At 70.9% G+C, this 19,362-nt stretch carries 16 protein-coding genes; 7 read left to right on the top strand and 9 right to left on the bottom strand.

From position 1 onward, the window contains the following. Positions 1 to 13: 13 nt before the first annotated feature. On the bottom strand, positions 14 to 622 hold the full coding sequence (locus AB0D85_RS09130) for a TetR/AcrR family transcriptional regulator (protein ID WP_362315961.1): 609 nt from the start codon (positions 620 to 622) through the stop codon (positions 14 to 16). Positions 623 to 721: 99 nt separating this feature from the next. On the opposite strand from AB0D85_RS09130, the gene AB0D85_RS09125 reads away from it, so the two are divergent. The 4 genes from AB0D85_RS09125 to AB0D85_RS09110 all read left to right on the top strand — a co-directional run bounded on the left by AB0D85_RS09125 (position 722) and on the right by AB0D85_RS09110 (position 6,348). Further along, positions 722 to 1,192 carry a hypothetical protein gene (locus AB0D85_RS09125; RefSeq protein WP_362315958.1) on the top strand — a complete coding sequence of 157 codons (471 nt, stop codon included), beginning with the start codon at positions 722 to 724 and terminating at the stop codon, positions 1,190 to 1,192. Positions 1,193 to 1,202: 10 nt separating this feature from the next. Further along, positions 1,203 to 2,642 carry an amidase gene (locus tag AB0D85_RS09120; RefSeq protein WP_362315955.1) on the top strand — a complete coding sequence of 480 codons (1,440 nt, stop codon included), beginning with the start codon at positions 1,203 to 1,205 and terminating at the stop codon, positions 2,640 to 2,642. A gap of 310 nt (positions 2,643 to 2,952) precedes the next feature. Beyond that, positions 2,953 to 4,623, top strand: coding sequence for a CocE/NonD family hydrolase (locus AB0D85_RS09115; RefSeq protein WP_362315953.1), 1,671 nt, complete (start codon positions 2,953 to 2,955; stop codon positions 4,621 to 4,623). Between the two features lie 120 nt (positions 4,624 to 4,743). Continuing rightward, positions 4,744 to 6,348 carry a class I adenylate-forming enzyme family protein gene (locus AB0D85_RS09110; RefSeq protein ID WP_362315950.1) on the top strand — a complete coding sequence of 535 codons (1,605 nt, stop codon included), beginning with the start codon at positions 4,744 to 4,746 and terminating at the stop codon, positions 6,346 to 6,348. A 25-nt stretch (positions 6,349 to 6,373) separates the two neighbouring features. Here the strand turns inward: AB0D85_RS09110 and AB0D85_RS09105 are convergent, their stop codons facing one another. Further along, positions 6,374 to 7,021, bottom strand: a complete 648-nt coding sequence (locus tag AB0D85_RS09105; protein WP_362315947.1) for a TetR/AcrR family transcriptional regulator — start codon at positions 7,019 to 7,021, stop codon at positions 6,374 to 6,376. Between the two features lie 95 nt (positions 7,022 to 7,116). Beyond that, positions 7,117 to 8,592 carry a GMC oxidoreductase gene (locus tag AB0D85_RS09100; protein ID WP_362315944.1) on the bottom strand — a complete coding sequence of 492 codons (1,476 nt, stop codon included), beginning with the start codon at positions 8,590 to 8,592 and terminating at the stop codon, positions 7,117 to 7,119. Between the two features lie 434 nt (positions 8,593 to 9,026). Between AB0D85_RS09100 and AB0D85_RS09095 the strand changes: the two genes are divergently transcribed. After that, positions 9,027 to 9,719: a helix-turn-helix domain-containing protein gene (locus AB0D85_RS09095; RefSeq protein ID WP_362315942.1), complete on the top strand. Its 693-nt coding sequence runs from the start codon at positions 9,027 to 9,029 to the stop codon at positions 9,717 to 9,719. Positions 9,720 to 9,923: 204 nt separating this feature from the next. On the opposite strand, the gene AB0D85_RS09090 is transcribed toward AB0D85_RS09095, so the two are convergent. From AB0D85_RS09090 to AB0D85_RS09070, 5 genes are all read right to left on the bottom strand, one after another. After that, complete coding sequence (locus AB0D85_RS09090; protein ID WP_362315939.1) at positions 9,924 to 10,475, bottom strand: hypothetical protein; 552 nt, start codon at positions 10,473 to 10,475, stop codon at positions 9,924 to 9,926. Between the two features lie 94 nt (positions 10,476 to 10,569). Further along, positions 10,570 to 11,475, bottom strand: a complete 906-nt coding sequence (locus AB0D85_RS09085; protein WP_362315936.1) for an aldo/keto reductase — start codon at positions 11,473 to 11,475, stop codon at positions 10,570 to 10,572. 193 nt (positions 11,476 to 11,668) lie between these two features. Further along, positions 11,669 to 12,688, bottom strand: coding sequence for a phosphotransferase (locus AB0D85_RS09080; protein WP_362315933.1), 1,020 nt, complete (start codon positions 12,686 to 12,688; stop codon positions 11,669 to 11,671). A gap of 41 nt (positions 12,689 to 12,729) precedes the next feature. Further along, positions 12,730 to 13,347: a TetR/AcrR family transcriptional regulator gene (locus AB0D85_RS09075; RefSeq protein WP_362315929.1), complete on the bottom strand. Its 618-nt coding sequence runs from the start codon at positions 13,345 to 13,347 to the stop codon at positions 12,730 to 12,732. A 168-nt stretch (positions 13,348 to 13,515) separates the two neighbouring features. Next, positions 13,516 to 14,544: a LuxR C-terminal-related transcriptional regulator gene (locus AB0D85_RS09070; RefSeq protein ID WP_362316613.1), complete on the bottom strand. Its 1,029-nt coding sequence runs from the start codon at positions 14,542 to 14,544 to the stop codon at positions 13,516 to 13,518. Positions 14,545 to 14,623: 79 nt separating this feature from the next. Here AB0D85_RS09070 and AB0D85_RS09065 point away from each other — a divergent pair, with 79 nt between their 5' ends. Continuing rightward, positions 14,624 to 16,363, top strand: coding sequence for an amidohydrolase family protein (locus AB0D85_RS09065; protein WP_362315926.1), 1,740 nt, complete (start codon positions 14,624 to 14,626; stop codon positions 16,361 to 16,363). 36 nt (positions 16,364 to 16,399) lie between these two features. Here AB0D85_RS09065 and AB0D85_RS09060 read toward each other — a convergent pair whose 3' ends face one another. After that, positions 16,400 to 17,704 (bottom strand): aspartate aminotransferase family protein, encoded by a 1,305-nt coding sequence (locus AB0D85_RS09060; RefSeq protein ID WP_362315924.1) that lies wholly within the window; start codon positions 17,702 to 17,704, stop codon positions 16,400 to 16,402. 146 nt (positions 17,705 to 17,850) lie between these two features. On the opposite strand from AB0D85_RS09060, the gene AB0D85_RS09055 reads away from it, so the two are divergent. Continuing rightward, positions 17,851 to 19,290, top strand: a complete 1,440-nt coding sequence (locus AB0D85_RS09055; RefSeq protein WP_362315921.1) for an amidase — start codon at positions 17,851 to 17,853, stop codon at positions 19,288 to 19,290. The last annotated feature ends 72 nt before the right edge of the window (positions 19,291 to 19,362 follow it).

The following is a 19,362-nucleotide window of genomic DNA, read 5'->3' as shown; positions in this document are numbered from 1 at the left end:
GCCGCCGCGCCGACTAGCGTGCGGCGGCGTCCGGTGCACCGGCCGGACGCGGCAGACCGAGCCCGCGCAGGCCGCGTTCGAGCACCCACTCGATCCGGTCCGGCGGCCACAGGTCCGGATGCTCGACCGCCGACAGGGTGACGCCGTTGGTCAGGGCCCGCAGATAGCCGACCGACGGTTCGAGGTCGTCGTCGGGGACCAGATCCCGCAGCCGCTCGCGGAGCAGGGCGCGCATCCGGTCCTCCATCGCGTCGAAGAAGTGACCGATCGAGTCGTGCTCGCCGCGATGGGGCACCAGCGCGATCCGTCCGGTCTCCGCCGTCACGTCCTCCTCCTCGGTCGGGACCATCCACCGGAGCAGGTTGAGCAGCCTGTCGTAGCCGACCTCTCCGTGATCGACCTCCTCCATGAGGGGGTCGTACGAACTGATCAGCTCGTCGGTGATCGCGACGAACAACTCGTCGCGGTTGGAGAAGAAGTGGGTCACGAGGGTGATGGAACCGCCCAGCTCCTTGGCGAGGCTCTTCAGCGTCAGCGCCTGGGTGCCTCCCGCGGCGAGGATGCGGATGGCCGCGTTGGCGATCTCCAGGCGGCGTTCGTGGTGGTCGATCGGGCGAGGCAACCAGGCTCCCGGTATCTGAGGCGTTTTCCCGTTCCGGATGAATTCCTCAGTAGTGTAACGGGTTTTATATGAAGAGCGTTGTACACAAAGGGAATGTGCATGGACCTGTCGGTTTCGCGGATCAGGGCGCTTTCCGCGCCATGGGCCGAGGTGCCCTCGCTCGCCGGGGGCGAGTTCGTCGGAAGCTGGTTCGCGGTGTCGCCGCGGCGCAACGAGGCCTTCGACGAGGTGACCTACGTGCTCGACAACAAGCATGTGCTGGACGGTGGGAACTTCCCCCAAGGACTGATGGAGGGCTTCTACGTCCTGGCCCTCCTGGACCACCTCGTCAATGAGGTGGTGTACGTCGAAGACCCGAAGTGGAGTGGCTGGAACTACGGCCTCGACCGCGTGCGCTTCGTCAGTCCGCTCACCGTGGCGGACCGCTTCCGGGTGCGCGGAACCCTTCGGGAGGTGACGCCACGGCAGGACGGATATCTCGTACTCCTCGACTGCGCCTATGAGGTCGAGGGGCGTGACAAGCCGGCGATGGTCGCCGAGTGGCGCGTCCTGTGGACGCTCGAGAACTGAGGATCGACATATGGGCAACGAAGACATCGTCTGGATGCCGGGCCACGAGATGGCCGCGGCCATCCGCGCCAAGGAACTGTCCCCCACGGAGGCGGTCACCGCGGTCCTGGAGCAGCTCGACAAGGTCGAGCCGGGGATCAACGCGTTCGTCACCGTCGTGCGCGAACAGGCACTGGAGCAGGCGAAGGAGGCGGAGGCGCGGATCGCGCGCGGCGACGAACTCGGGCCGCTCCATGGCGTCCCGATCACCGTCAAGGACCTCACCGCCACGGAGGGGGTGCGCACCACCTTCGGATCCGCCGCCTTCCGCGACTACGTCCCCGAACACGACGACATCGCGTGGTCGAGGCTGAAGGGCGCGGGCGCCATTCTCATCGGCAAGACCACCACCCCGCTGTTCGGCATGCTGGGCATCACGGAGTCGGACCTGACCGGCAGGACCTCTACGCCGTGGGCCGCCCCGACGCACACGTCCGGCGGGTCGAGTGGCGGGGCGGCGGCCTCCGTCGCGTGCGGCGTCGCGCCCTTCGCCTGGGGTTCGGACGGCGGCGGGTCCATCCGGGTCCCGGCAGCCTGCTGCGGTGTCGTGGGGTACAAGCCGACACCGAACCTGGTCCCCGGCGGTGAGTCGCCCTTCGAGACCTCCGCGGTCGTCGGTCCGCTCACCCGCAATGTCAGGGACGCGGCACTGCTGCTCGACGTCACCGCGGGACCGCACCCGACCCTGCCGCTCAGTGCCCCGCTGCCCGACGCGAGCTTCGAGTCGGCCACGCTGAACGCCTCGCTCGCGGGCCTTCGGATCGCCTTCTCTCCCGACTTCGGCAGCGCCGAGATCGACCGGGAGGTCCTCTCCGTCGTCGAGGCCGCGGTACGCACCCTGGAGACGGCCGGGGGCGCGCACGTCGAGCAGGTGGAGATGACCGTCCCCGACCCGATCGACTACTTCCACAACGTGTACGCCCCCGGCGTCGCGATGGGCCTCGACATGCCGACACCGGCCGGCCGGCTGGGGGACCTGCCGCTCCATCCCGCCGTGCGCCGCATGGCCGAGCAGGGACGCGCCATGTCGGCCATCGAATACCACCAGGTCCAGCAGATGACGCGGGCCGAGATCCTGCGCTCGTTCCTCACCGTCCTGGCCGGCCACGACCTCATCGTCACGCCGACGATGCCGGTCACCGCGTTCCCGCACCCCGGCGAGGAGGCGGGCAACACCCACGTCAACGGCAAGCCGGTGCGCGACCCCATGCTGGACTTCCACCGGATGACGGAGTCGCCGACCCACGCGATGCTGCCCGCGATCAGCGTCAACTGCGGCTTCACCGAGGCGGGTCTGCCCGTCGGTCTGCAGATCATCGGCCCCCTCCGCGCGGACGCCGCCGTCCTGGCCGCGGCCGCCGCCTTCGAGGGACTGACCGACTGGTCCTCGCGGCGCCCGCCGATCGCCTGACGTACTGCCCCGCTGGTCATGCCGGCGGCGCCGGCGGGGGCGTCACCGGTTTCCGGAGATGCCCTGGTCGCCCATTGCCCACACTTCCGCCCCGATTATATAGTGCATGCTATATAGCGACTGCTTCATGAAGGGCTCCTGGGCCCTCCGCACGTCTCCGCCGGCCCGGACCCGGCCGACGGCGTGGCGACGAGAAGCACCGGCCCGGTCGTCCCACGATCGCCGCACCCGCAGACGCCTCCCGGGCCCCGCCCGGTCCCTCCCCACCTCGATCGGCCCAGGCCGCAGATCGAAAGGCAGTCACCTCCCCATGAACATCGTTCGGTTCGAACCGGGCGCGGTCCCGGCCCAAGCCCGCCCCGTCGGGATCCCCATGCGCGACGGGGCCGAGCTGGCGGCCGACGTCTATCTCCCCTCCGACGACGGCCCGGCCCCAGCAGTGCTGGTCCGGCTGCCGTACGACAAGGACGGCATCTACTGCTTCATGCCGGAGATCGCGGCCCACATCGTCGAACGCGGCTACGCGGCCGTCATCCAGGACGTACGGGGCAAGTTCCGGTCCGAGGGCGCCACCGAGTTCGGCGTGCACGAGGTGAACGACGGCCACGACACCGTCGACTGGGTGGCGAGGCAGGACTGGTGCGACGGGTCCGTCGTCATGTGGGGCGACTCCTACTTCGGGCTGACCCAGCTCGCCGCGGCCGCCTCCGGCCACCCCGCGCTGCGTGCGATCGCCCCGCGGCTCACCGGCACCCAACTCAGCCGCGCCGTCCCGGCGATCGACGGTTCCCCGGCGGTGGACACGACCTGGCGCAGGGAGTACTTCGCCACCCACTACGTCGCCAGGGACACCTTCCTGTGGGAGGCCGACTGGTCGCAGCGGCCCCTGGCGGACCAGTTCGAGCGGTTCTTCGACGAGATCGGGCAGCGATCACCCAGCTACGACCGCGACATCACCGAACCTTCGGCGCTCCGCGCCCTGGACGTCGAGGAGTTGGTGAGTGCCAGGCCCGTGCCGACGCTGTTCACCGTCGGCTGGTACGACAACTGCGCGCCCTGGTCCTGGAACGACGTCACGCGGCTCCGCCAGGACCCCGAGTGGGCGCGGCACCTCCACCTCAGGCTGGAGGCGATCGACCACGAGAACTTCAGCCTCGCCGACGCACCGATCACCCCGGACAAGAACCACGCGGAATCCCCGGAGGCCCGCACCCGCCTGATCGCCAAGATCCTGGACCCGGCACTGGCCTTCTTCGACCACTGGCTCGGCCGCTCCCGGGCCGAGCCGCCCACGCGCGTCGCGTACGAGGTCTGCCGTGAGGGCTGGCGCACGGCAGAGGAGTGGCCGCCGCCGGCCGCCCGGCAGGTCGTGCTGCACACGGCCGCGGGCGAGGACGAGCGCCACGGACACCTCACCCCGGAACGCCCCGCCGCCGAGGGCGGGTTCCTGCGCTGGACCGCGGACGGCGCCGACCTGGTGCCGTCGATCGCGAACGACGCCTTCGCCATGGTCCACGGGATGCGCGACCTCTCCCTCGACACCGAACGCGGTGACGTCGCCTCGGCGCAGACCGAGCCGTTGCCGGACGGGCTCGTCCTCGCCGGCCCCGTGACCCTGCACGGCACTCTCCGGGCGGACCAGCCGAGCGCGGACCTGCACGTCCGACTGCTCGACATCGACGCGGACGGAACAGGATCGCTCATCGCACGCGGAAACGTCCGCCTGTCCGGGCTGTCCGAGGCGGAGGACGGTACGCCCTTCCGGGTGAGTCTCCTGCACGCCGCCTACCGGGTGGCCCCCGGTCACCGTCTGCGGCTGCACCTGGCGGGCAGCGACCACCCGGACTTCATGTTCAACCCGGGGGACGGGTCCGACGCCTGGGACGCCCTGAAGGCGGCCACGACCACCACCGCGCTCGCGCTCGGCGGTGCCGAGGGCCTGCGGCTGTCCCTGAGCGTCCTGCGGGACGACGACGCCTGAGCCGGCCCCTTTCGCCCACGACGTCCTTTCACGACCGTCTTTTCACGAACGTCCTTTCACGACCGTCTTTTCACGACGGCTTTTCATGACGCCTTTCACGACGACATAAGCGAGTCGCTGATGCCCGAGCAACTGCACATCGAGTTGGCCCCTCATCACCGAGGCTTCCTCGGTCTGACCGTCCCCGAGGCCCTCGACCTCGCGGCCGACCGGTGGGGCGACCGCCTCGCCGTCAGGATGATCGAGGGGGAGCCGAGCGAGCACACCTGGTCCGAGCTGCGTGAGCTCGTCGCCCGGGTCCGCTCCGGGCTGGAGTCCGCCGGTGTGGCGCCGGGCGACAAGGTCGGCATCATGCTGGGCAACCAGCTTGAATTCCCGCTGAGTTGGCTGGCCGTCATCGAGGCGGGCGCGGTGGCCGTGCCACTGAACGTCAAGTACACCGCGCGCGAGGTCGACTTCGTGCTGAGCGACGCGGGCGCCCGCTGGCTGATCGCCGACGCGGAGACGATCGTACGGCTGCGGCAGGACGGCGGTGTGGGGCCGGTCCCGCTCGGCCGGGTCGTGGCGGTGGGCGATGACGTCCCGGGCGCGGGCCCGGTCTTCTCGGACCTGGTGGCGTCGGGGGTCACCCCGCGAACGCACCGGGCCGACCCCCTGGACGTGGTCAACATCCAGTTCACCTCCGGGACCACCGGCCTTCCGAAGGGCTGCCTGCTCACCCACGAGTACTGGATCGAGTTCGGGGTGTACGGGAGCGCGCTCTTCGACGATCCGCAGCGGCTGCTGGCCGACCACCCCTTCTACTACATGCAGAACCAGGCCTACTTCATGATCGCCATGGCCGGTGGTGGTGCCCTGTGCGTCACCGCCGGCCTGAGCCGCCGCAAGTTCATGGGCTGGCTCGTCGACCACCGGATCGACTTCGCCTGGCTCGACGACTTCCTTCTCGACGAGCCCGCGCGGGACACCGACAGGCAACTCGCCATCAAGAAGGCGCCGATCTCCGAGATATCCGGCAAGGCCCATGCCGCCCTCGAACAGCGCTTCGGACTGCGGGCGCGCGACTGGTACGCGAGCACGGAGGCCGGCAACGGCACGTTCGTCCCCTGGGAGCGCACCGACCTCGTGGGCACGCCTACCATCGGCGCCCTGTGGCCCACCCGGGAGGCGAAGATCATCGACGTGGACGGCAACGAGGTGGCGGCGGGCACGTCCGGAGAGCTGTGCCTGCGCGGGAGCGGCATGATGCTGGGCTACCACAACCGCCCGGAGGCCAACGCGGAGTTGTTCCTGCCCGGCGGCTGGTACCGCACGGGAGACCTCGTCCGCAGGGACGGGGAGGGCCTGTACTACTTCGAGGGCCGTATCAAGGACATGGTCAAGCGCAGCGGGGAGAACATCTCCTGTGCCGAGGTCGAGCTGCGCATCCTGGAACTGCCCGAGGTCGCCGAGGCCGGGGTCATCCCTGTGCCCGACCCCGACAGGGGCGAGGAGGTCAAGGCCGTACTCGTCCTCAAGGACGGAGCGGCCCTGTCGGCGGGGGAGGTCGAGGAGTGGTGCCGTCAGGGGCTCGCCGCCTTCAAGGTGCCGCGCTATGTGGAGTTCAGGGACGAGCTGCCGCACACGTCGAGCGGAAAGGTGGCGAAGTCCGTCCTCCGCGGGGAGCCAGCGCCGCTCACGGGGAAGGTGGTCGATCTGCGCGTCCCGGTACGCGACCGGGGCTGACCGCGCACGGCAGTTCCGGTCGCGGTCAGTGCGCACCTGAGACGAGCGGCACGAGGATCTGGTCCACGATCCGCGCGATGTCCCCGGCGCCCAAGGCGCGCTCGTCGAACAGGGGTTGATGCACCATCAGGGCGATCGCTGCGGTGATCTCCAGGCGTCCGGGTTCCAGCAGTTGCCCGACGCGGGTGCTGTCGAGTTCTCCTCGTTCCTCGGCCCGGTGGAGGCAGCCCGCGATGCCGGTCCGCTGGGCTTCGACGTACCGCGCGCGCAGGTCGAAGGTCACCTCGGGATTGCTGCGGGTCGTGGCGAGCAGGACCGCGGTCAGGCGGGGGCCGCGGTCACCGGTGCATCCGGAGGTGCTCGTGAGGGTGTGCACCAGGTCGTCCCGAAGGCGGGCGGGGCGGGGCGGGCCGTCGCCTTCCGGCGGGGTGAAGTCGAGCGTCTCCAGAGCGTCGGCCACCAGGTCCTCCCGGGAGGCCCAGCGCCGGTACACGGTCGCCTTGCTGACCCCGGCCCGGGCCGCGACCTGGTCCATCGTCAGGTCGCCGTAGCCCTGTTCCGCGAGCAGGTCCAGGGTGGCCTCGACGATCAGGGCGTCCCGCGCGGCATCGCGCGCCGGCCCGTAGGTGGCGGCCGGTCGCTGTCGTCCTGTCCTGGCCCTCGTCGCACTCATACCAGGAACGGTAACGTGTCGAGACGCCGTCGTTATCCATGACGTCTGCGCAGAGGGCCGGAGGCAGGCTCTCCTGCCGCGCGGTGCCCGCCGACTCAGAAGACGCGCCCGAGGTCCTGCCGCACGATGGCCGCCAGGCTGTGTTCGGCGAGGGCGGCGATGGTCATGGACGGGTTGCACGCGCCGGTGGACCCCGGAATCCTCGCTCCGTCGAGGACATAGAGGCCTCGATGGCCGAGGACGCGGCCGTACAGGTCGACGGCGTCTCCCATGGGCACTCCGCCCAGGGCGTGCCAGGTCGAGGGGGCGCCGGCGTTGGTGTCGATCATCATGCCGCCACCCGCCTGGGCGAGGGCCTGCATACGCGCGGCGATCAGCTGCTGCAGCGCGGCGTCACCGGAGGAGGGCCAGGTCAGCACGGCGTCGTCCGTGTCCGCGTCGTAGGCCCAGGTGCCCGCGGCCTCGACGAGACCGAAGCCGATGACCGACATCGCCTTGACACCCGGCTGCTGAATCGGCGATCCGGCGTGCACGACGGTCAGCGGGATCGGGCTCTCGGGGTCGCGGCCGCCGACGCAGGCCGGCCCGCCCTGCTGGGTTCCGATGTCCCCGTCCATGCCGATCCAGGCGTAGATCCGGTCACCGTTGTTGCCCCACTGGGTGCCGATGGCATCGGGCAGGTCGGGCACCAGGCCCTTGGCGCGGGACTTGACCAGGAGCCGGGTGGTGCCGGGGGAGCCGGCGTTGAGGAACACCGCGTCCGCGACGATGCGCTTCTGCTCCTGTACGGTGCCCGCGGTGTCGATGCGGTCGACGGACAGGACCCAGTGCCCGTCGGCGTCGAGCGCGAGGTCGCGGACGATGTGCAGGGGTGCCACCCGGGCCAGACCGGTTGCCTCCGCCTGGGCGAGATAGGTGACGTCGATCGAGTGCTTGCCGCCGTTGTTGACGCCGAACGCGATGTCACTGGTGGTGTACGTCGGCTCGTACTGGCCGTACAACTCACCCCGGACGAAGCTCCAGTCGATGGGCAGGGGCACATGGAACGGGGTCAGGCCCGCCTTGGGAGCGGTGTCCTCGAACAGACGGGACGAGGTGTACGGGGTGCTGGCCAGTACGTCGTAGGGAATCGTGGAGATGCCCAGCATCCGTGCGACGGTGGGGTAGGCCCACTGGTCCAGTTCGTCGTAGATGCCGGCGGCCGCGGGCATGGAGGCGGCGAAGTCGGCCTTGCTCGGCTGCAGCGTCATCCCGTGGTACATGATCGATCCGCCGCCGACCGCGGCCCCGCACATGGCGGTCATTCCATTGCCCTCGACGGCTTCGAGTACGCCGGTGTAGGGCGTCCACGTCTTGTCGACGCCCGGGATGACGCTGTGGTCGGTGAGCCAGGCGGAGCGGTTGTCCATGGTGGCGAAGCGGCAGAAGGTGGTGGCGTCGGGGCCGGTGGGCCAGCGTCGCCCACGTTCCAGGACCAGGGCCGACACCCCGGCCTGGGCCAGCCGCAGAGCGGTCACACCCCCGCCGAAGCCGGTGCCCACGACCACGGCCCGCTCACGCTGCTCGGTCACGGGAACGGAGGAGGGGGAGGCCGACTGCCGGGGGGCCGTCGCCCACGCCGGACCGGCACCGGCCAGGGGTGCGCCCATCGCGGTCGCGCCGAGTAAGGCCGCGCCGAGCACGTGCCGGCGGCTGGGCCCGGAAGTGGGCTGAGATGAAGGGGTGTTGGGCATGGGGGAGTCCCATCGGGCGGGGCGGCCCCGGGCCGTGGGCCATGCGGGGCCGGAGTGTGTGGGGAGAGGCACTCGCGAGCGGAGTGGGGGGCGCGGCGGAGTTTCGGGCGCGCCGACCGGAAGCGCGGTCGACTCACCATGGCCTTGATGCACATTGATGTGTCCATGGCGAATCTGGGGCGCGGTCACACTAGCACCTTCTGTCGCGCTGTGCCATGAAGTCGCACTGCGACAGGATCTAGGATCTCCTTGTCTCAGTCGAGGGGAGGCGCATGACCGGGCGACCCGAAGGCCGCGCTGGGCGACCGCCGTTGACGGAACGGCGACGCGACGCGACGCGCATGGAGATCGCGGAGGAGGCGGTGCGGCTCTTCGGCGCACAGGGCGTGGCCGCGACCACCGCGGAGGACATCGCCGCGGCGGCCGGGATATCCACGCGTACCCTGTGGCGCTATTTCCGTTCCAAGGAGGAGTGCGTACGCCCCCTCCTCGCGGCGGGCATCGGCATCATCACGGAGCGCCTGCGGGCCCATTGGAGAGGCGAGACGTCGCTCGCCCAGGCCATTTCCGGCATCGACGACCCGGGCGTCGTCGCGGCACAGCCCATCGGGGCGCTCCGTGACCTGGTGCGGCTGAGCCGCGACGAGCCCGGTCTGCGCGCCGTTTGGCTGGAGACGCACTTCGACGCCGAAGCGGTGTTCGCCACGGTGATCGCCGAAGGCACCGGTCGGTCCGAATGCGACCTCGCCGTCCGGGTGGAAGCGGGCATGCTGAACGCCGCGCTGCGTGTCGCCGTGGAGAACTGGGCCCTGCGGCCCGAGCGGGCGGCGGGCCTGCCCCTCGGCGAAACCCTGGCGGCCGCTCTCTATCTGGTGGCCCGACGACTGGAGGCGGAACCGCCCCCGCACACCGACGAGAAGCCGGTGCTCGACCTCCCCGCGCCAGGCCGACGCGCGGAGGGGTGAACGGCGCCGTGTGCGCGGCGCGGTGAGAGGAAGCCCGGGTCGGTGTGGGGGCCGTTGGCCGACGGTGTACACCAGTTGATGTGCGTCGGCGGCGCCTGTCTGCGTTGCGTGAACCGGTGGCGGTCGGGGGTCGTCGGGGCGGGCCCGCAGTGCGTCGGCGAGCTCTTGGCCCTGGCCGTCCGGCTTGGCGAGGTCGGTGTCCCTTCAGTTCCGGCTGGGTTCCGGGGCGGTCGTCGGCTCGGGCGCCGTGGCGCGTCCGTACTGGTGCGGTGCGCCGAAATGCCCGCGCAGGGTGGTGGCCTCGTAGTCGTGGTGGAACAGGCCCCGGCGCTGCAGGACCGGGATCACCCGGTCCGTGAAGGCGGGGAGGCCGTCGCTGATGACGTCGGGGAGGATGACGAATCCGTCGCACGCACCGGCTTCGAAGAGTTCCTGCATGTCGTCGGCGATCTCCTCGGGGCTGCCCAGGAGGGTGGTGTGGAAGTCGGTGACACCCCGCAGGATCGCCTCGTAGGGCGTGCGTCCCTCGGTGAGCAGGCGCACGCTGTTCTCGGCGTGGAGTTGGTACGGCGCGGGGCGCAGCGCGGCGCGTTCGCGAGAAGTGAGCGGGGTACGGAGGCGGTCCGCGGGGATGTCCAGGCCCACGAGCGCCGACAGGTGCCGCAGTTTCGCGGACACGGGGGTCGGGGACAGGCGCAGCAGGGCCTCGCGCCGCGCCAGCGCCTCCTCGGTGCCGCTGCTCGACCCGGTGGCCATGCGTGGGGGTGCGGCTGTCGGAGGCTGCCCGTGCCCCGGTCGCGGCTACTGGGTGGGGTCGAACCGAAGGAGTTTCAGAGCCGTGGGTTCGCGGTCAGGTCGCGGAGCTGACCGGCTTGTTGAGGACGGCCAGGTCCTCCTCGGTCAGGCGCAGGCCTCCGGCGGCGATGTTCTCCGCCAGGTGGACCGGATTCGTGGTGCCGGGAATGGCCAGTACATGCGGGCCGCGGTGGAGGGTCCAGGCGAGCCGTACCTGCGCCGGCGTCGCATGGTGGGCGCGGGCGACGGAGCGGACGCGCTCGTCGTGCTCCTGGCCCGCGGCTGCCTCGCGCCGCAGACCGGAGACCGCGAAGAACGGCACGAAGGCGATGCCCCGCTCCCCGCACAGGTCCACCAACCCGCTCTCGTCGGCGCGGCGCCAGTCCAGGCCGTAGGAGTTCTGCACGCAGACCACGGGTGCGATCGTCAGGGCTTCGGCCACATGCTCAGGGCGGACCGCCGAGAGTCCGAGGTGCCGGATCAGGCCCGCCTGGCGCAGCTCGGCGAGGGCGCCGAAGAGCTCGCCGATCGAGGCTGTACGGGGGCCGCCACAGCGCAGGTTCACCACGTCCAGGTGGTCACGGCCGAGCTGGCGCAGGTTCTCCTCGACCTGGCCGCGCAGCTGGTCGGGGCGGACCGTGGTGAGCCACTCGCCGGCGGGATCGCGCGCCGGTCCGACCTTGGTCGCCACGACGACCTCGCCGGTCCAGGATGAGAGAGCGCGGTTGATGAGCTCGTTCGCGGACCGCAGCGGCGAGAAGTAGAAGGCGGCGGTGTCGATGTGGTTGACACCCTGTTCGAACGCGCTGTGCAGGAGGCCGACGGCGGCATCGCGGTCGATCGGCGTGCCGTCGGAGTTCCCCATCATGCCGTTGCCCGTCAGCCGCATCGCGCCGTAGCCGATGCGATTCACCTCCAGGTCCCCGAGCTTCCAGGTCCCTGCCGCCGCTGCTCCGCCCACCGTGCTCCTTCGCCCGTCGGTTCGTCAGGTCCTGGAGTATGGGGCCGTCACGGTGCGCTGCGACAGGCCGACGGACTGGGCGAAACGTCACGTTCCTGTCGGGAACCAACCATCGCCGCACAGCCGTTGGAACTGTCGAGAGCGCGTCGGTCGGATGGGCCGCAGGTGCCGGTCAGGGGGTGAGCGCTGACGCTCAGGCCGGTGCCCCGAGCCGGCCCGCCGGAGACGCGACGAATGCCCCGGCCAGGTCCACGACCAGGGGCCGGACCTGTTCGAGGATGAAGTCCGAGGTCTCGTCGCCCGGGCGGTCCACGGCCCAGCCCAGGTAGGTGAGTCCGCGCGCCAGGAGCATCGCGGGCCACATCGCGATGTCCTCGTCGCTGAGCGCGCGGATCCGCCGGTAGCCGGTCAGGAGCGCCGGGACGATGTCGTCGGCGCGCGGGTGCGGCAGGTAGAAGAAGGCCGCGGTCGCGAGGTCGAAGAGGTAGTAGCCGTCACCGCTGTCGTCGAAGTCGATGACGGTCATACCCCCGTCGCCGACCAGGACGTTCTCGGGAGTGAAATCGGCGTGGATCGAACCGTAGCGGTCGGCGGCCGTCCCGTACGCGCGGAGCGTCGCTTCGAGTCGGGGGACGGCCGTGGCCATGGTCGCGTGTCCGGCTGTGCCGGGAGCGAAGGCACGGCGCGGGTCGCCCCAGACCGCCCGGTCGCCGAGGAGTCCGTCGACGTCCCAAGGGCGTCTGGCGGACGCCGGGCGCGGGAGCGCGGCGGCACGCAGGTGCAGGTCTGCCATGAGGGCGCCGAGGTCCGAGAAGTCGGCCGCTTCGACGACGGCCTCGCCGGTGAAGGCCTCCCCGATGTCGCCGAGGGGAGCGGCGTCCGGCACCCACTCCAGCATGGAGACCTGGTGCGCGTCCCCGTCCTCGTCGGTGACCCGCGCCAGCGGCCGCCCGTCGAGGGCGGGACGGACCCGGGGGACCGGCACACCGGCCCCGGCCAGGGAACCGAGCAGTTCGAGCTCCTCGACGATCTCGGCGTCGGACCGGTAGCCGCTGCGGTGCAGCCGCAGTGCGTAGCTGCCGTCCTGCTCGTCGACCTTGAAGACGTAGTTCTCCCGGTATTTGACGAAGGTGACGCGGCCCTTGCCGCTGCGGCTGAAACAGGTCAGCGCACGGGCGGCGAGGCTCCTCGCGGAGTCGACGTCGGCAAGCATCTCGGGCGGGCCTTTCTCTCGCTGGAAGCCGGGGCGCCCGGTCAGACTCCTCTGACCAGGGCCTGCATGGCCTGGATGATGTCGTCGGTACGTGTGGTGTCCCGGGCGACCTCCGACAGCGCCGACCGCATGGCTCCCACCAGGAGCTCCGCCAGGGCGTGCGGCGGCGCCGCGTGCGTGACGGTGCCCTTGGCCCGGGCGGCCGCCAGGTCCTTCGCGATGAGGTCGGCCCACACCCGGGACGCGTGACCGCGTACCGGGTTGAGTGCCACGTCGAGAGCCGGGTCGTCGATGGAGTAGAAGCGGCCGATCAGGGGGCGTCGGGCCACGTCCAGCAGCGCCTCGGTGAGGGCGAGAACGCGCTCGGCGAAGTCGCCTTCGGCTGCGTAGATCTGCGACGCCTTCTCCAGGAGTTCGTTGTTGATCTCCTCGTAGAGTTCGCGGAAGAGCTCTTCGCGTCCCTGCGGGAAGTAGGTGTAGAGCGTTACCTTCGACGCCCCGGCGCGGGAGGCGATGTTCTCGACGGTGGCCGACCCGAATCCGGACTCGGCGAAGACCTCCAGGGCTGCCTGGAGCATTTCCTGGCGGGTCCGCAGCTTGTTGCGCTCGCGGAGCGACAGCGGCGCGGCACGGTCACCCGATTTCGCCTTGGGGGGCACGTGGGAATTCCTTCTGTTGTGTGTGGTCGCCGGTCTTGGAGTGCTGAATGTGAACCATGTCAGCGATGGAAACGTAGGCTGACGGTGAGGAAGGAGTCAATAAGGAGCGAAAGAAATTTGAACGGACCGTACGGAATTTCGCTGCCCAGCACCGACTCCACCTCCTCGTCATGGGGTCGGCTCCCTGGCGGCGCCCAGCAGTCGTTCGATGGCGCGAGGCGATGCCGGGTCGGTGCTGGGCAGCAGGATTCCCTCACGGACCGCGCGGACCGCGGCGGCGGTACGGCCGGGTGCCGCCAGTTTGTACAGGATGTGCTCGACATGCGTCATCGCGGTGCGTTCGCTGATGGTCAGCGTGCCGGCGAGCTGACGGTTGGTCGCCCCCGCGGTCAGGGCCGTCAGCGCCTCCAGCTCACGGGGCGTCAGCCGGTACGGGAGCGGTGCCGGCCGGCAGGCAACGGCCGTCGTCCGATCCTGTTCCGTGTCACGCACCATCCGGACCTCGAACCAACGGCTCTCGGCGGGCCACAGGAACTGCAGGTACGGCGTCCGCTGCAGGGCGAAGCGGCGGACGAGTTCGCGCACCTCGGGGTCGGCGGTCACGACGGCGGGCGTGCGGCCCCGGATCGGCTCGACGCGGCCGAACCGTACGAGCGAGACGGCGTAGGACTTGGGGATCAGCGCTGTCGAGGGATGCGGCACCATGGCGGCCCGGCTCAGGAGCGGCATCAGGGTGCCGAGCAGTGCGCGGTGGTGCTCGCCGAACTGCCCGGGGCGCGCGCCGGCCAGGTGCAGAAACCCCGCCGCCCGCCCCGACACGTCGCGCAGGGTGAGGGAAAGGCCGGCCGCGACTCCCGCCGGCGCGAAGCAGTCCGTGTAGTACGGCGAGCGGCGGAATCCGATGTCGTCGCTCAGACAGGCTGCGGGCGCGTCGCGGAGATGGCGGCCGAAGACCGGGTCGGCCGGCAGGTCCTCGCGGAGGACGCGGGCGACGTCGCGCGGACAGCCCTGGACGGCCAGACTCGCCGCCCGGGTCCCGTCCCAGGTGTCGAGCTGGGCCATGTCGGCGCCCGTGTGCGTCATGATCGCCGCGAGCGCGCCGGCCGGTGACTCCTCGTCCACGCAGACCCCGACACGCACCGCGAGCCGTACGGCCGACGCGTCGTGGCCGGGGGTGTCCTCGCGGGCGCGCTCCATGAGGTTCACGGCTGCCTCCTTCTGGCGATCCGTAACATTCCCGATTGTCGGTATCCGCTCGCTGACGTTGCATCGAGGCATGAGTACTTCCAGCAACGAAGCAGGTCAGACCCTTGTCCTGACCGGAGGTTTGGTCCGCGTCGACGAGTCCACCACGGCCGAGGCGATCGGCATCCGGGACGGCAGAGTGGTCTGCGTCGGTGACCGGCGGACGGTGTCGCAGCAGTGTCCCGGCGCACGCGAGATCGACGTGACCGGATCCGTGGTGGCGCCCGGCCTCATCGACACCCACCCCCACATGCTCCACTTCGCGATGTTCGCGGCCCCGCTGGTGGATGTGCGCGACGCGCGCTCGTGGGCGGACGTCGTCGACGCCGTCCGGGAACGTGCCAGGACGACTCCCGCCGGCCAGTGGGTGATGACGACCCCCGTCGGCGACGCCCACTTCTACGAGAAGCAGTCGTGGCGCGACCTCCCGGAGGGCGCGCTGCCGGACGCCGCCGCGCTGGACGCGGCGACCACCGAGCACCCCGTGATGATCCAGGCCTGGGCGCCCAGGGTGCCGAACCACGCCGCGTTCAACTCGGCGGCGCTGACGGCGCTGGGCATCGACGCGGACGCGCCGGACGGCGGCGGCGTCACCGTCGAGCGGGACACGACGGGCCGCCCGACCGGACGGGTCTCGGGAGCCGTGAACAACTACTACAACCACACCCACGACGACCACTGGGCCGAGGTCTGGGGCCGGATCCCCTTCATACAGCCGCAGTTGCTGCCCCCGGCGATGAACGCCGCGATGGCGGAACAGAACGGCCTGGGCGTCACAACCATCTACGAGGGCCACGCCATGGACCCCGAGCACATAGGGGTGTACGAGGCCCTCGACCGGGCGGGCGCGCTCACCCTCCGGGTCATGGCCGCGCCGGAGGTGCTCGGCTCGGCCACGGCCATCAAGGTCGAGACACCCGACGAACACAAGCTCGCCGAGCACCTGGCGAAGGCCGCGGCCGTCCAGGGCGACAGGGGCGAGTTGTTCAAGGTCAACGGCTTCACCATGGCGGCCACCGGCCCCGGCTACAACGGGCACCTGGCCATGCGCGAGCCGTACACGGGACCGTACGGCGAACCGACCGAGGGGCACTGGTTCATCCCGCCCCACATCCTCGGGACGGCACTGCGCGAGGCGGCGGAACGCGGCCTGCGGGTGAACCTGTGCGGCGGCGGGCTCAAGGAGCACGACGTCGTCCTCGGCCTGCTCGACGAACTCCGTGCGGACGGCGTGCTGAACGGCGGCGAGCACTGGATCTTCCAGCACTCGATCTTCCTCGACGCCCGCCAGGCCGAGCGCTACGCCGAGCACGGGTTCGACATGACCGTGAGCACCGCCTTCACCTACGGCAAGGGGGAGATGTACCGCGAGCGCATGGGCGAGCAGGTGCTCGCCGACCTGAACGCCTTCCGCCGCATGCTCGACTCCGGGATCAAGGTCGCCGCCGGCACCGACTGGGGCCCGAAGAACCCGTGGGAGTCCATGGCGCTCGCCGTCACCCACACAATGGGCAAGGGGGTGCGCTCCAACGACGGCCCGGCGCAACGGGTGGACCAGCAGGAGGCCTACGCCATGTGGGGCCGGAAGGCGGCCGAGGTGCTCGGCTGGCCGGGCATCGGCGATCTCCGCCCGGGCAGCCATGCCGACGTGATCCTGCTCGACCGCGACCCGGTCACCTGCGCCCTCGACGACCTGCCCGGGACGAAGGTCACCGCCACGCTCCTCGGCGGCAGGCTCGTCTCCGGAGCCCTGCCCGGCATGGAGGCCTAGCGGGCACGGGTCGGCAGGAGCCGGGTTCGTGCGCACCTACGCGGCTTCCAGCGCGTCGAGGCTCGCCGCGAGCCGGTCGACGAGGACTGTGAGGTGGTCGTGCCCGAAGACGAGCGGAGGGCGGATCTTGAGCACGTTGTCGTGCCGGCCGACCCTGCTGATCAGTACGCCTCTGCGCCGCAGGTCCTCCACCACCCGCCCGGTCAGTCCGGCGTCGGGGTGACCGCCGGCGTCGGCGAACTCCAGACCGAAGAACAGCCCGGTCCCCCTGACCGTCGTTACAGAGGGGTGGGCGGCGGCCAGCTTCTCCAGGAGCGCACGAGCGCGGTCGCCCACCTCCAGCGCGCCGGCCCGTAGCTCCCGGTCGGCCATCTCCCGCAGTACGGCCGCGCCCGCGGCCGCCGAGACAGGGTTGCCGGCGAAGGTGTTGAAGTACAGGTTCGCGCTGCCGAACTCCTCCAGCAGACCACTCGTGGTCACCACCGCCCCCAGCGGATGTCCGTTGCCCATGGGCTTGCCCAGCGTGACCAACTCGGGGGTGATGCCGAACAGTTCGTGGCCCCACAGCCGGGTCCCGGTGCGGCCGAAGCCGGACTGCACCTCGTCGGCGATGACCAGGCCGCCCGCGGACCGCACCAGGCCGGCCACCCCCTCCACGTATCCCGCGGGCACGCACGGCAGGCCTTCGGTGGAGAAGAGGGGGTCGAAGAGCAGGGCCGAGACCCCGTGGCCGGATGCGACGAGGGAGGCGATCGCGGCCCGGGCCTCGTTCAGGGCTATGGCCAGCACCGTCTCCTCCGGGCGCGGGTCGGCGGCGAGATCCGGGATGCGCAGCGCCCGCACGTGCGAGCCCAGCCGCTCCCGGACGGTCAGGCCGGTGGTGAGCACCGCGAGACTCGTGGTGTTGCCGTGGTAGCTGAAGTCCGAGACCAGTACACCGGTGCTGCCGGTGTGCTGGCGGGCCATGCGCAGGGCCAGTTCGTTGGCCTCGGACCCGCTGTTGGTGAAGAACACCTTGTCCAGTGGGGGCGCGAAGGTGCCCAGCAGCGCCTCGGCGTACTCGACGACCGTCTCGTGGACGTAACGCGTGTGGATGTTGAGGCGGGCCGCCTGCGCGGCGATCGCCTCGACGACCACCGGATTGCAGTGCCCCACGTGCGGCACGTTGTTGTAAGCGTCCAGGTACTCGACCCCGTCCGCCCCGCGCAGCCAGACCCCCTCGCCCGAGACCAGTTGGAGGGGTTCGGCGTAGAACGTGGGCGAGTGGGGCCCGAGTGTGGCGCTGCGACGAGCCATCAGTGCCTTGGTCGTCGATGTCGCCGATGTCGTGGCGGTCGTCATGGGGGCTCCTGTCGTTCGGGCCGCTGCGGACCTCTCCGCTTAATATTCGGAAGAGTATCGAATGCATTGACAGAAGTTTGAACGGGCCGTACAAAGTTTTCATTCGATCGTGACACGCCTCCAGGAAGAGCGAGGGACCCCCGACGATGAGTGACGAACTGTGGCGGTGGTCCGCCGAGCGGACCGCGCGGAGCATCAGGGAGAAGGAGGTCTCCGCGGCCGAGGTGGTGGCCGCGTCCCTGGCCAGGCTGGAAGCGACCAACGAGGTGACGAACGCCTTCGGCGAGGTGGCCGACGACGCCCTCGCCGCCGCGAAGGGCGCGGACGCGGCCACCACGCGCGGCGACGCCGTCGGCCCGCTGCACGGGGTGCCGACCGCGTTCAAGCTGAACACCCCCGTCGCCGGTCGACCCACCCCCGACGGCGTGGCCGCCTATCTCGACAACATCGCGGCGGAGACCGCGCCCGCGCTGACCAGGCTGCTGGACGCCGGCGCGATCCCGGTGGGACGGACCAACTGCCCGCCGTTCTCCACCCGGTGGACGACGGAGAGCGAGCACTTCGGCATCACCCGCAACCCCTGGGACCCGGCGGTCACACCGGGTGGTTCGAGCGGGGGAGCCGCCGTCGCGGTGGCGACCGGAGTGGTCGCTCTGGCGCACGGCAACGACATCGCCGGTTCGATCCGCTACCCGTCGGCCTCCTGCGGGGTCGTCGGCATCCGCCCCACCGTCGGCCGGGTCCCGCTCTGGCACTCGCCGCCGGGCTGGGGCGTGCCGCTCGCCGTCCAGCAGTTCGGAGTGGAGGGCCCTCTCGCGCGCACCGTCGCCGACCTGCGTCTCGGGCTGAGTGTCATGGAGGGGCCGGATCCGCGCGACCCGATGGCCGTGCCGGTACGGCACCTGGCGCCCGGTCCCGAGGACCGCCCCGTGTGCGTGGCCATGGTGACCGATCCGGGTGACCACCCGCTGGCCGGGCGGGGGCGACGCGAGACCGACGACGCCGTCCGCACGGCAGGCGCCTGGCTCGCCGACGCCGGCTACGAGGTCGAGGAGGTCGAACTCCCGGCACTCGGCGAGGCGGCCACACTGTGGTGGCGGCTGGTGCTGACCGAGTTCCGCGTGGGCGGTCTGGTCGCCGAGGTCCACCGGGTCGGGGACGCCGGCATCCGCAGGTTCTACGACCTGATGTACGCCGTGGTGGAGGAAGCCGTCGGGGAGGTCTCGTTCGCCGACTATGTCGCGGCCTACCAGCGCCGTGCCCTGGTGCGCAGACAGGTGGCCGAGTTCATGGCGCGCTACCCGATCCTCCTGCTGCCGGCCTCCGGCGAGCCGCCGTTCCCGCTCGGCGGAGACCTGGAGTCGGTGGAGCGGGCCCGTGAACTGATGACCCATCAGTGGCCCAACACCGCGGTTCCGGTGCTCGGCATCCCCGGGCTGGGCCTCGGCGTCACGCCGACTGAGGGCGCACCCCTGGGCGTCCAGCTCGTGGGCCGGGCCTTCGAGGAGGAGTGGCTGTTCCAGGCCGGCGAGGTGATCCAGCAGCGGTCGGCCCTCACGGTCCCGATCGATCCGCGCCGGCCGTGAGACCGGCGGTGGAAGGGACGGGCACGCCGCTCACACGGGCGTGCCTGATCTCCCACCCCGCGACGGCGGTGC

Source organism: Streptomyces sp. NPDC048277, assembly GCF_040652235.1.
In the GTDB taxonomy this organism is placed as follows: domain Bacteria; phylum Actinomycetota; class Actinomycetes; order Streptomycetales; family Streptomycetaceae; genus Streptomyces.
This window is presented reverse-complemented; position numbering and strand designations above follow the sequence as displayed.